15 protein-coding genes are annotated in these 12,206 nt (G+C 62.2%); 4 read left to right on the top strand and 11 right to left on the bottom strand.

From position 1 onward, the window contains the following. Nucleotides 1-4: 4 nt before the first annotated feature. Nucleotides 5-334: a sarcosine oxidase subunit delta gene (locus ACR0FC_RS02630; protein WP_170337974.1), complete on the bottom strand. Its 330-nt coding sequence runs from the start codon at nucleotides 332-334 to the stop codon at nucleotides 5-7. Nucleotides 335-384: 50 nt separating this feature from the next. Here ACR0FC_RS02630 and ACR0FC_RS02625 point away from each other — a divergent pair, with 50 nt between their 5' ends. Continuing rightward, nucleotides 385-546: a hypothetical protein gene (locus ACR0FC_RS02625; protein WP_170337973.1), complete on the top strand. Its 162-nt coding sequence runs from the start codon at nucleotides 385-387 to the stop codon at nucleotides 544-546. A 2-nt stretch (nucleotides 547-548) separates the two neighbouring features. Here ACR0FC_RS02625 and ACR0FC_RS02620 read toward each other — a convergent pair whose 3' ends face one another. After that, nucleotides 549-1,793, bottom strand: a complete 1,245-nt coding sequence (locus ACR0FC_RS02620) for a sarcosine oxidase subunit beta family protein (RefSeq protein WP_093962465.1) — start codon at nucleotides 1,791-1,793, stop codon at nucleotides 549-551. Between the two features lie 175 nt (nucleotides 1,794-1,968). On the opposite strand from ACR0FC_RS02620, the gene ccmI reads away from it, so the two are divergent. The 3 genes from ccmI to ACR0FC_RS02605 are packed head-to-tail and all read left to right on the top strand — an operon-like array spanning nucleotide 1,969 to nucleotide 3,911. After that, nucleotides 1,969-3,198 (top strand): c-type cytochrome biogenesis protein CcmI, encoded by a 1,230-nt coding sequence (gene ccmI / locus ACR0FC_RS02615; RefSeq protein WP_170337971.1) that lies wholly within the window; start codon nucleotides 1,969-1,971, stop codon nucleotides 3,196-3,198. Next, nucleotides 3,195-3,659, top strand: a complete 465-nt coding sequence (gene ruvX / locus ACR0FC_RS02610) for a Holliday junction resolvase RuvX (RefSeq protein WP_170337969.1) — start codon at nucleotides 3,195-3,197, stop codon at nucleotides 3,657-3,659. Before ccmI ends, ruvX begins: the two co-directional genes overlap by 4 nt. An 18-nt stretch (nucleotides 3,660-3,677) precedes the next feature. Beyond that, entirely contained in the window at nucleotides 3,678-3,911 is a 234-nt protein-coding gene (locus tag ACR0FC_RS02605; protein ID WP_170337967.1) for a DUF1289 domain-containing protein, read from the top strand. 3 nt (nucleotides 3,912-3,914) lie between these two features. On the opposite strand, the gene ACR0FC_RS02600 is transcribed toward ACR0FC_RS02605, so the two are convergent. The 9 genes from ACR0FC_RS02600 to ACR0FC_RS02560 all read right to left on the bottom strand — a co-directional run bounded on the left by ACR0FC_RS02600 (nucleotide 3,915) and on the right by ACR0FC_RS02560 (nucleotide 12,185). After that, nucleotides 3,915-4,133 (bottom strand): hypothetical protein, encoded by a 219-nt coding sequence (locus tag ACR0FC_RS02600; protein WP_170337965.1) that lies wholly within the window; start codon nucleotides 4,131-4,133, stop codon nucleotides 3,915-3,917. A 352-nt stretch (nucleotides 4,134-4,485) separates the two neighbouring features. Then, nucleotides 4,486-5,214, bottom strand: coding sequence for a SpoIIAA family protein (locus tag ACR0FC_RS02595; protein ID WP_170337963.1), 729 nt, complete (start codon nucleotides 5,212-5,214; stop codon nucleotides 4,486-4,488). Nucleotides 5,215-5,247: 33 nt separating this feature from the next. After that, nucleotides 5,248-5,967 carry a hypothetical protein gene (locus ACR0FC_RS02590; protein WP_367646635.1) on the bottom strand — a complete coding sequence of 240 codons (720 nt, stop codon included), beginning with the start codon at nucleotides 5,965-5,967 and terminating at the stop codon, nucleotides 5,248-5,250. Nucleotides 5,968-6,026: 59 nt separating this feature from the next. Continuing rightward, nucleotides 6,027-6,851 carry a sulfite exporter TauE/SafE family protein gene (locus ACR0FC_RS02585; RefSeq protein WP_170337959.1) on the bottom strand — a complete coding sequence of 275 codons (825 nt, stop codon included), beginning with the start codon at nucleotides 6,849-6,851 and terminating at the stop codon, nucleotides 6,027-6,029. A 33-nt stretch (nucleotides 6,852-6,884) separates the two neighbouring features. Continuing rightward, entirely contained in the window at nucleotides 6,885-7,922 is a 1,038-nt protein-coding gene (gene dusA, locus ACR0FC_RS02580) for a tRNA dihydrouridine(20/20a) synthase DusA (protein WP_170337957.1), read from the bottom strand. A gap of 108 nt (nucleotides 7,923-8,030) precedes the next feature. Further along, on the bottom strand, nucleotides 8,031-9,074 hold the full coding sequence (gene arsB, locus ACR0FC_RS02575) for an ACR3 family arsenite efflux transporter (protein ID WP_170337956.1): 1,044 nt from the start codon (nucleotides 9,072-9,074) through the stop codon (nucleotides 8,031-8,033). Continuing rightward, nucleotides 9,071-10,348, bottom strand: a complete 1,278-nt coding sequence (gene arsJ, locus ACR0FC_RS02570) for an organoarsenical effux MFS transporter ArsJ (protein WP_254437748.1) — start codon at nucleotides 10,346-10,348, stop codon at nucleotides 9,071-9,073. Before arsJ ends, arsB begins: the two co-directional genes overlap by 4 nt. Then, nucleotides 10,345-11,343, bottom strand: coding sequence for an ArsJ-associated glyceraldehyde-3-phosphate dehydrogenase (locus tag ACR0FC_RS02565; protein WP_170337954.1), 999 nt, complete (start codon nucleotides 11,341-11,343; stop codon nucleotides 10,345-10,347). Before ACR0FC_RS02565 ends, arsJ begins: the two co-directional genes overlap by 4 nt. Then, entirely contained in the window at nucleotides 11,340-12,185 is an 846-nt protein-coding gene (locus ACR0FC_RS02560) for an arsenate reductase/protein-tyrosine-phosphatase family protein (RefSeq protein ID WP_170337951.1), read from the bottom strand. Before ACR0FC_RS02560 ends, ACR0FC_RS02565 begins: the two co-directional genes overlap by 4 nt. Nucleotides 12,186-12,206 lie beyond the last annotated feature (21 nt).

Below are 12,206 nucleotides of genomic sequence, written 5' to 3'. Positions count from 1 at the left end.
AGCATCAGGAGAACTCTCTCCACGTCCAACCCGGCCGTTTGGCCGAAATCGCATCGCGGATTTCCTTTGGCGGCTCGGTGACCTGGGCCGAATAGGTGCCGAACACCTCAAGCGTCGCGGTGCACCGCGCGACATGAAACCACTTGCCGCAGCCGTTGCTGTGCCGCCAGCGTTCGAAGTGCACGCCCTTGGGGTTTTCGCGCATGAACAGATAGTCATGGAACTCTTCGTCCGTCGAGCCGGGACCGAAGCGTTTCATATGCGCTTCGCCGCCGGCAGTCAGTTCGGTCTCTTCGGCGTCGACGCCGCAATAGGGGCAACTCAGGATCAGCATGATGCCACTCCTCGCTTGAAAAATAGGGACCACACGCCCAGATTTAGCGCATGGATATTTTGACCATTGTTTTGACCGTTGCTGGCACGCTTGCCGTTTTTGGACTGATCGCCTTCGTCATTTTCCGATCGGAAGAAAGGAAAACGATCAAACCAAGATCCGACAGGGCGAACAGTTCCGAAACCATTCACGGAGCACATTGGGGCGACTGACATCAGTGCGCGACCCCGGCGGCGACGCTTTCGTCGATGAAGCGGCCCTCTTTGAACCGGTCCAGCGAGAACGCCTCGGTCAACGGGGAATGCCCGGTGGCCATCAGCTGCGCCATGCCCCAGCCCGAGCCCGGGATGGCCTTGAACCCGCCGGTCCCCCAACCGCAGTTGATGAAACAACCGCCCAAGGGCGTCTTGGACAGGATGGGCGAACGGTCGCCGGTCATGTCGACGATCCCACCCCATTGCCGCAGCATCTTGAGGCGCGAGATCATCGGGAAGGTCTCGACCAGGGCGCGGACGGTTTCCTCGATATGGTGGAACGAACCGCGCTGGGTGTAGTTGTTGAACCCGTCGGTGCCACCCCCGATCACCATCTCGCCCTTGTCGGATTGCGACATGTAGCCGTGTACGGTGTTGGCCATCACCACCACGTCCATGCAGGGCTTGATCGGCTCGGACACCAGCGCCTGCAGGGCCAGCGCCTCGACCGGAAGGCGGAAGCCCGCCATCTCGGCCAGTTGGCCCGAATGGCCCGCGACAACGATGCCCAACTTGTCACATTCGATGGCGCCCTTGGTCGTCTCGACCCCTGTGACGCGACCGTTCTCAGACCGGACGCCCGTGACCTCACACTGCTGGATGATGTCCATACCCATATTCGAACAGGCACGCGCATAGCCCCAAGCCACCGCATCGTGGCGTGCGGTGCCTCCGCGTTCTTGCCACAGCGCACCAAGGACCGGATAGCGCGGGCCGTCGATGTTGATGATCGGGACCAGCTGCTTTACGCGCTCGGGCTCGATCCATTCGGTCTTGACCCCCTGCAGGGCGTTGGCATGCGCCGTACGCTGATAGCCGCGCACTTCGTGCTGGGTTTGCGCCAGCATCATCACGCCGCGCGGGCTGAACATCACGTTGTAGTTCAGATCCTGGCTCAGATCCTCGTACAAGCTGCGCGATTTTTCGTATATCGCCGCCGACGGGTCCTGCAGATAGTTCGAGCGGATGATGGTCGTGTTCCGCCCGGTATTGCCGCCGCCCAGCCAGCCCTTTTCGATCACTGCGACGTTCTGGATACCGTAATTCTTGCCCAGATAATACGCCGTCGCCAAACCGTGTCCGCCGGCACCGACGATGATCACGTCATACCGTTTCTTGGGTTCTGGCGAACGCCAGGCGCGCTCCCATCCGGTGTGATAGCGCAGCGCCTCTCGCGCTACGGCAAAGGCTGAATAGTGTTTCATGAGCGAATCCGTCCGGTTCGTGATTGGCCGAAGATATGCCGTGCGGCGACAGATTACCCCTGCCGTACAGCGCCGCAATATCGCACTATTGCGACATGTAGGCCATTCGCGGCCATTTGTCCCTTTTTTCCGGGCGCGCGCAGGTCTAAGTGAGGGCAACAATTCCGGAGAGATCATGACATTCTGGGTTCTGCTTCTGCTCTTTGCGCTGTCGATCACCGCATTTCTGGCCTTTGGCCTGACCCGAACCCGCCGGCGACAGGAACATCCGGCGGCCTACGATCTGCGGGTTTACAAGGAACAACTGGCCAGCGTTGATCGCGATCTGGCCCGCGGAGTGATCGCCAAGGCCGACGCCGAGCGGGTTCGGACCGAGATTTCGCGCCGTATACTGGCCGCCGACGCGCAAATCCGTACCGGTGACGCGACGACCGGGCCATCGACCACTGTTCGGTTGGCCGCCATCGGGTTCGTTGCCCTGGTTCTGATCGGCGGAGCGTTTGCTCTGTACCGCCAACTGGGTGCCGCCGGATACCCTGATCAGCCGCTTTCAGCGCGCATGGAGATGGCCGCCGAACTGCGTGAGAGCAGGCCCGGCCAGGAAGAGGCCGAGCAGATGGCCCCGCCCGTCGAAGCGCCTCAGCTTGAAGACAGCTATGCCAACCTTCTGAACCAGCTGCGCACGACCGTGGCAGACCGACCGGACGATCTTCAGGGTCACATTCTATTGGCGCAGCACGAAACCAACGCGGGTAATTTTCAGGCCGGTTATGCAGCCCAGCGCCGTGCAATCGAATTGATGGGGGACGAGGCCCCGGCGGACGCCTATTCTAACCTGGCAGAAATGCTGATCCTCGCGGCGGGGGGCTATGTCTCGCCCGAAGCCGAAGCGGCCTTGCGTCAGGCACTGGAACGCGACCCGCAATCGGGACCGGCGCGCTATTACTGGGGCCAGATGCTGCTGCAGATCGGACGGCCGGACCAGGCCTATCGCGTCTGGATGGACACGCTGCGCACGTCGCCACCGGGGGCGCCTTGGGCCAACGCCATTCGCGCCCAGATCGACGAACTTGCCTGGCGCGCCGGCGTCTTCAACGCGCCCGAAATGGCAGCTGCTCCGGCAGGTGCGGGCCCCAGCCAGTCGGATATGGAAGCCGCGGCAGAAATGACGCCCGAGGAGCGTCAGGAGATGATCCGCGGCATGGTTGACGGATTATCGGACCGGCTGGCGACCGAAGGTGGTTCTCCGCAGGAATGGGCCCGACTGATCTCGGCGCTGGGGGTGCTGGGAGAAACCGAGCAGGCCGCCGCGATCCGGGATGAAGCCGCGACCAAGTTTGCCGAAGACCCTGCCGCGCTTGAACTGATCAACTCGGCCGCGCAGCAGGCTGGCCTGTCGCAATGATCCAGGACGTGTTCGATGATTTCGCAGCCGCACTGCCCCCGATGCAGGCGTTGATGGGTCTGGATCTGGGCGAAAAGACGATCGGCGTGGCTGTTTCCGACCGCATGCGCGGCGTAGCCAGCCCACTTGAGACCGTGCGCCGCAAGAAATTCAAGCTGGACTCTGCCCGGATTCTGGAAATCGCTGCCGACCGCGAGATCGTAGGGATCGTTCTTGGCCTGCCCATGAATATGGACGGATCCGAGGGTCCAAGGTGCCAATCAACCCGCGCGTTTGCCCGCAACCTGTCCCAACTGACCGACATCCCGATCGGGTTCTGGGACGAGCGTCTGAGCACAGTTGCGGCAGAAAAGGCACTTTTGGAGGCGGATACGACACGAAAACGTCGCGGACAGGTTATCGACCACGTCGCGGCGGGTTATATCCTGCAAGGAGCGCTGGACAGGCTGCGCTTTCTTTAACGAGCCCGGAGACCGGCGATGACGAACATGATTTGGAAAAGGAACGAGGTCGAAAGCCCCTGTGTCCAGATCTGCGTCGTGCATCCGACCGAGCGTATCTGCACCGGCTGCTATCGCACCATCGACGAAATCACGCGCTGGTCGAAAATGGACAGCTCGGAACGCGCCGAAATCATGAATGACCTGCCTGCCCGCAAGCCTCGCTTGGCCAAGAGACGGGGTGGTCGCGCGGCCCGTCTGGACAAATCCTGACTTTCAAAGGGCTTTGTCGGTCTTCCGACCGTCTTTTTCATCTTTCGCAGTGTCTGCGCATGTCTTCACACCGGACCGTTTCCCGGCCTTCAATTCACTGCGGAACAAACGGGTGATTTCCGACTTGCTGGTCTGCGCGCGTCGAAGAGTAGAATCGTGGAAATCAACTTCGACAGCCGCACTGGTCATGGATTTTCTTTTCAAAAACTTGATCAGCCGCATACGAGCCTTCCTGAATAAATCTGCGTCGCTGCGGGCCGGTCGAGAGCTCGGGAAAAGGGGGATCGAGCCGTATGACTATGCGTGAGTGAGTGGCGGCCCGCAGCGACGATTTGCGCATACCGGAGTCAGGCTTTTGAGAAAGGGGGAAAACCTGCCGTCGCGCTTCAATTTTTTTACCAATTAGACAAATTAGCCGGAGAGACTCAACAGTTACAATGCTTTCGCGCCCCGCGGCTGGGCGAAAAGGACGTAACGTAACAAGTTGGACCGGCCCGCGACAGCGTCAGGTGTCAATCCAGGATTTACCCCCGGACGCGCAGCGCGGCCCAATCATTCGGGCCGCGCGCCACCGTCATCCGGCAGCCAGCCACGCTTTGGCGTTTTCAATCTCTTCGGACGGAAAAAACTGGGTACGTGTACCCAGAATGTGGCCACCCACGCGCTGCGCGATGTTCTGCCATGCCTTGTCGCCGACGATGGCTGCCCGATCCAGCATTCCCACGTGACCGCGGGCCAGACGGAAATGCGCGGCCAGAGCGGTCAGCCCTTGCCAGCCATCGAACTCCCTCAGATCGATCAGCAACCGGAACGCATCCCTGTCACCCAGGATGGCATCCAAATCGGCTTCGGCCTTTTCGTATTCTTCGGGGTCCAGCTTACCCATAAGGCTGACCTGCACGCATGGCCCGCCCAAATCCACAATGTGGATCGCGCCCAGGGATTCACGGATCCAGCGGCGCGCTTCTTCCAGCTCGGCCAGCTCGAACACCTGCACCGGACAGGGCATCAGCGGCGCAGCCAGGCGCACGCTGGTCTGGACCCAGCCCTTGTCTGCGACGACCGCGGCGCGATCGAACCCGCGCCAATGGCTTAGGCCCAGCTTGGTATCTTCCCAAGCAGCGCCCAGATCATAGCCTTTGAACTCGGGGCCGACGATTACCAGGAGGCGGACGGCGTCATGTTCCGCCAGCGCAGCCTCGATTGCGGGAACCAAAGTGCTTGTGTAATCGGCGCTTGTTACTTCGCCCGACAATTCGATTTCGATCAATGCACCGTCGGAATTCTTGTGGACCGTAATCATTTTGAGCCTCCAAAGCCAAAGAATGGCAGAAGGTTACGGGGATTCGATCCATTCGGCCACACCGCCCGGCAGCTCGGGCCGGAAATAGGCAATCATCCGTCCGTCCGGCCCCGCCGTTGCCCCTGCCCCCCAAGGCGCGACCCCATGCAGGCAATGGCGATGCAACACGTAGGTTTCGCCGGGCGAAGCCGACACTTCGATACGCGGGCAGGTTTCGAACACTTCGCGACGAGCAGCCTGATAGGCCTCGGTGATATCGGTCTGCGCCCACTGAGCGCGAGGAACACCGGCCAACGCAGCCCGGAATGCCGCGCCCATGGTCCTGTGGCTGCCATCCCAAACAACCAGAGGCGCAGCATCTGCGCTCGCCTGTGTCAGTGGGATACCCAGGACCCATGCGTGAGGTTCGTCGATCTTGCGCCGACGGTCCGGGCCGCCGGGTTTCAGGCCATCCACATGCGCCGCGTCGCGCTTGGCCCGGTATCGGGCCGCCGCCTCGTTCTCGCCCCTGCGCGGGCGCGGATAGCCGGGATAGACGACCGAGACCTGCCCCTTGTGCAATTCGATCGAACCATAGTGTTCAACCAGAAACGCGACAGCCTGCCCGCTCAACGGAGCTGAGGCGACGACACGCCCTGCCCCGTCATTGGGCAGAGCATCGACGCCGATGAACCAGGTGCCTTCGCAATCCAACCACTGCCGGTGGGCTGGGTCACTGGCGGCCTGCTGCGCCAGTGGTAGGGCGTGGGCCACCCAGTCTGCTATGGGCTGGTCGTAGGGGAATACTTCCCAACCCCGCGACCAGAAATGCCTTACCACCCTACTGCCTTGCGCAGCATATTCAGGGCCACCAGCGTGAGGAACACGGCAAACACCCGTTTGAGCGGCTTGGGGTCCATCGCATGGGCCAGTTTCACCCCCCAGGGCGCGGTGATCATCGTCATCGCAACAACCACACCAAAGGCCACAAGATTGACGGCGCCGATTGTCAGCGGCGGACGGTGTTCAGCTGCGATCGGCAGAAACAGAAAGCCCAGTACCGAGGGTACGGCGATGATCACGCCAAACCCCGCGGCCGTCGCAACGGCCCGATGGATCGGTGTGTTGTAGAGGCTCATCAGAGGCACCCCAAAGCTGCCGCCGCCAATTCCCATCAGCACCGACAGAAACCCGACCAACGGCGAAATCACCAACCGCTTCAGCCCGCCGGGCATGGCATCACCCAATCGCCATTCGGACTTGCCAAGTCCCAGATAAGCGCCAATCACCATTCCAAGGATACCGAACAGCGCCTGCAACGCTTCCGTGCGCAGGGCCGAGGCGACCAGTACGCCAACAATCGCACCGACTGCGATACCCGGACCCCAACCGCGTAGAATATCCCAATCGACGGCGCCTTTCTTGTTGTGACTCAGCACCGAACGAACCGAAGTCACGATGATCGTGGCAAGTGACGTCGCAAGACACAGCTGCATCAGCTGCGGGCCACCATATCCCAGCGTTTGAAAAGCGTAGAAGAAGGCCGGCACCAGAACGATCCCGCCACCGACTCCCAAAAGGCCAGCCAAAACACCGGCCAGCGCGCCGATCACAAGCAAAAGGCCCAGCATCTGGGCCAGCAACATCGTATCGGGCATCCGTCCCCCTTGGTCCCCGGCCCTTGGGCCGTCTTAAACTACCTGCGCCGCCTCGGCATCCGGTGTCACGCGGGACAGCGCGCCCAGAACCACCTCGGGTCCGGCATGGTCTTTGACCGCGCCTTCGGACAAAGCGCGCCTCCAACCACGAGCACCCGGGCGTCCTGCGAACAATCCCAGCATATGTCGGGTGATCTGGTGCAACCGCCCCCCGCCGGCAAGATGCCGATCGATATAGGGCAGCATTTTCATCACGACTTCAACCGGATCCGCCTTTTGCCCCGACCCGTAGATCAGCGGGTCGGCATCGGCCAGAATATCGGTTGGCTGATGATAAGCAGCCCGGCCGATCATCACCCCGTCCAGTCCGGCGTCCAGATGCACCTGGGCTTCGGCCAGTGTCGTGATGCCTCCGTTGATCGAGATGTGGAGATCTGGAAAATCTGCTTTCATCCGGTGAACCAGATCGTAGTCCAGCGGCGGTATATCCCTGTTTTCTTTGGGGCTAAGCCCCTGAAGCCAAGCGTTGCGGGCGTGGATCGTCACGCGCTGACAGCCGGCGGCGCGAATCCGATCCAGAAACTCGGGCAATACGTCCTCGGGGTTTTGGTCATCCACGCCGATCCGACATTTGACCGTGACATCGACATCTACAACTTCCCGCATGGAGGCCACGCATTCGGCGACCCGGCCCGCCTCTTTCATCAGGACGGCCCCAAACGTTCCCGATTGAACCCGGTCTGACGGACAGCCACAGTTCAGGTTGATCTCGTCATACCCTGCCTCAGCCCCCAATGCGGCCGCCTGAGCCAGCTCCTGCGGGTCAGATCCGCCCAATTGCAAAGCGACGGGATGTTCCTCGGGGCTGTGGTCCAGAAGATGCAGCGCTCCACCCCGTACCAGAGCAGGGGCCGTCACCATTTCCGTGTACAACAGCGTTTCAGCACTGAGCAAACGATGCAGATACCGACAGTGCCGATCGGTCCAATCCATCATCGGCGCAACCGACAAGCGCGCAGCGCGAGTGACTTCGCTGCGATCAGCAAGTGCCCGAGATTGAGACCCCGCCATCAGTGCACGTTCCTTTTTGTGGCCCAGACAAATCTGCGGCGCCCGGCCAAGCCGGGTCCGCGCTAGGCGTCTACCACTGTTTGACGCCGGATATCCACCGTCGGATTGCTAGGCCCGGACGTCCTCTGGAGATTGTTCCGAGCGCTCGGCAAAACTGCCGCGCGTCCGGTTGGCGAAAGCCACCAGCGAAAGCATCACCGGCACCTCGACCAGAACACCCACCACCGTGGCCAGAGCCGCACCCGAATTTAGGCCGAACAGGCTGATGGCGACGGCCACCGCCAGTTCAAAGAAGTTCGACGTGCCAATCAGTGCGCAGGGCGCCGCAATCCGGTGCGGCACGCGCAGGGCAAAGGCCGCCGTATAGGCCACTGCAAAGATCCCGTAGGACTGGATCAGGATCGGGACGGCGATCAGCGCGATAACCATCGGGCGGTCCAGGATCACCTGCCCCTGCAGGCCGAACAGGATGACGACGGTGGCAATCAGGCCGACAACGCCCCACGGCTTGACCCGGTCGCGGAACGCCTCGATCCGCTCGGCCGAGCCCAGCCGGTTGCGCGTCCAGACACCCGCCGCCAGGGGCAGTGCCACGAACAGGACAACCGACAGGACCAGCGTCTGCCAGGGAACGGAAATGTCGGTCACGCCCAGCAGGAAGGCCACGATCGGAGCGAAGGCAAAGACCATGACAATATCATTCACCGACACCTGCAGCAGGGTATAGTTCTCGTCCCCCTTGGTCAGATGCGACCAGACGAACACCATTGCCGTGCAGGGTGCCGCACCCAGCAGGATCAGCCCCGCGATATATTGCTGGGCATCGGCGGGCGCGATCAGGTCGGCGAAGACGTATTCGAAGAACAGCACGCCCAGCGCCGCCATGGTAAAGGGCTTGATCAGCCAGTTGACCACCAGGGTGATCGCCAGCCCTTTGGGCTGTTTCACCACGTCGCGCAGGCTGCCTGGGTCCACCCCTACCATCATCGGATAGACCATGGCCCAGATCAGCACCGCCACCACCAGGTTGACATTGGCCACCTCGGCCGCCGCGATGGCCTGAACCAAACCCGGCGCGAACGAGCCGATGGCGATCCCAGCGGCCATGGCCAGCGCGATCCACAGGGACAGATACCGTTCAAATACGCTCATGCCGAGATCTCCGAAGTTGTTTGGGGCTGCAAGCGCCCCGCCGCCACGGCGGACAGCGAGACCATGGCGGCCGCCGTCCCCAGCATCAAGGGCAACCCGCCCCATTGATAGGTCAGCCCGGACAGCAGCGTGCCCAACAGCCGCCCGCCCGCATTGGCCATGTAGTAGAAGCCCACATCCATCGTCACCCGCTCGGCCCGGGTGAAGGCCAGGATCAGATAGGAATGCAGCGAGGAATTCACCGCAAAGACCGCGCCAAAGGCCAGCAGGCCACCTACCAGCGTCAGCGTCAGCCACGGCGCCGGACCAGAGGACATCAGCGCGGCCACCGTCAGGACGGCCGGCACGCAGGCCAGCCCCCAGGCCCAACTGCGCGCCGCCGCGACCAGGTCGGCCTCATCCCGCGACCCTGCCCGCAGCAGGCGCGGGGCCGCAGCCTGAACAATGCCGTACAGAATGATCCACAAGGCCATGAACCCGCCGATCAGAAAAAAGGCCGAGCGGTTGCCCGCTTCGCTGCCATCCGACAGCACGGCGTAGAAATAGATCGGGATGCCGACGACAAACCAGACGTCGCGCGCCCCGAACAGGAAGACCCGCGCCGCGGACAGCCAGTTCACATTTGCCGATTTTGAGAAGACCTCGGAAAACTTCGCGCCCTTGCGGCCCTTGGGCAGCCCCGGCGGCATCGCCAGCAGCACCGCCACCAGGATCAGGAACAAAACCCCCGCCATGCCCAGCACGGCGCCCGTGAAGCCGAGCCCGGCCAACAAGGCCGCCCCCAGCAGGAAGCCCAGCCCCTTGACCGCGTTCTTCGACCCGGTCAGCACCGCGACCCAGCGGAACAACCCGCCGCCTTCGGTGGGGGCCAACAGCTTGACCGCCGATTTCGACGACATCTTGGTCAGGTCCTTGGCCACGCCGCTGGCGCCCTGCACGACCATCACGAAGGCGACGGACGCACCGATGGTCCAGCCCGGATCCAACTGCGCCAGCGCCAGCAATGCCAGCACCTGTATCGTCAGCCCCGCATACAGGGTCGCGGTCAGCCCGAACCGCGCGGCGATCCACCCGGCGGCCAGATTGGTGACCATCCCGGCGATCTCGTACAGCACGAACAGATAGGCCAGCTGAACCGGTGAAAAGCCCAGCGTGTGAAAATGCAGCAGCACCAGCATCCGCAGGGCGCCGTCGGTCAGCATGAAGGCCCAATAGGCAGCCGTGACGGCCATATAGGCCGACAACCCGTCCGGACGCTGGGAAGCGCTTGTCAAAGCGATACCCCGACCATCATCGCGACATCCACCAGACGGTGCGCGTAGCCCATCTCGTTGTCGTACCAGGCATAGACCTTTACCTGCGTTCCGTTCACCACCATGGTCGAGGGTGCATCCACGATGCTGGACCGGGTGTCATTGGTATAGTCGGTCGAGACCAGAGGACGCTCCTCATAGCCCAAAATGCCGGCCAGAGGCCCCTCGGCCGCGGCCTTGAACATGGCGTTCACCTCTTCGGCCGTCGTTTCGCGTTCAACCTCGAACACGCAATCGGTCAGCGAGGCATTCAGCAGCGGCACCCGCACCGCATGCCCGTTCAGCCGCCCCGTCAGTTCGGGATAGATCAGGGTGATCGCCGTGGCGCTGCCGGTGGTCGTGGGGATCAGCGAGTTCAGCGCCGACCGGGCACGGCGCAGGTCCTTGGCCGGACGGTCCACGATCGTCTGCGTGTTGGTCACGTCATGAATCGTGGTGATCGAGCCGTGCCGGATGCCCAGGCTCTCGTGGATGACCTTGACCACCGGGGCCAGGCAGTTCGTGGTGCAACTGGCCGCGGTCACGATGCGGTGGCGGGCCGGGTCATAGGTGCCTTCGTTCACGCCAAAGACGATATTGGCCGCATCGCCATCCTTGACCGGAGCCGAGACCACCACCTTTTTCACACCGGCGTCAAAGTAAAGGGCCAGCTTTGCATCGGTCTTGAAGACCCCGGTGCAGTCGATGACGACGTCGACGCCCTCAAGCGGCAGCTCCGACAGGTTGCGGGTTCCGATGAAGGGCAGCCGCACGCCGTCGATGGTGACCGAGCTTTCATCATGGCGGAACTCGGCGTCCCAGCGGCCATGCACGGTGTCGAACTCCAGCAGATGTGCGTGCATGGCCGGGTCGCCCACCGCGTCGTTGATCCAGGCGATCTGCGCGCCTTTCTCAAGCAGGGGTTTCAAGGCCAGCTTGCCGATGCGGCCAAGGCCGTTGAGAGCATAAACGGTCATGCGATTTCTCCGGTATGGATCTGGCCGATGTCATCCACGGCCTTCTGAAGGGACATGCGGTCAAGGGTTTCGAACGGCAGCGAGGAAAAGGTCAGGATCCGGTTGCGCAACGCGCCGTAGGCCTGCTGGAAGGCAAGGCTTTTTTGGGCCTCTGTCCCCTCGGCCTTCACCGGATCGGGCATACCCCAGTGCGCGCTGATCGGCTGCCCGGGCCAGGCGGGGCAATCTTCGTTCGCAGCCTGATTGCATACGGTGAACACGAAATCGAATTTCGGCGCGCCCGGGGCCTGGAACTCGCCTACATTCTTGGCGCGCAGGTCCGAGATGTCGTGCCCATTCTGCCGCAGCACCTCAAGCGCCGCTGGGTTCAACTGGGACTGAGGACGTGTACCGGCGGAAAACACGTGGAACCGGTCGCCGCCAAGCTGCTTCAAAAGGGCCTCGGCGAAAATCGAGCGCGCGGAATTCCCGGTGCATATGAACAAAACGTTGTAGGTACGCGCGGCATTGGCCGCATGCGCGTCAACGCCGTTGAGCGGACTGGGCGCGCAGAGTTCCGGACGCCCACGGCAGCAATCCAGCAGAAGGTAATCGAACGTCTCCCGCACGGCTTTCATATCCACCGAGTAGCGTAAGGACGTCCCGACCCTTTCCTGCGTCACAAGTCCCGCCTGCATCAGCGCATTCACGTAGTTGGACAGCGTATTCGGCTTGAGGTCCAACGCGATGGCAATCTCGGTCGCGGGTATGCGATCGGGATACCGGCGCATCAACAGCCGAAAAACGGCCAACCGAGACGGATGACCCAAGGTGGACAGGCGGTCGGGAATCACTTTTTCCATAATTCATGGATATTCGAATTA

The sequence above is a fragment of the Ruegeria sp. BB9 genome (assembly GCF_056539345.1).
Note: the sequence above shows the minus strand (reverse complement) of the source record. Positions and strands in the feature narration are given on the sequence as shown.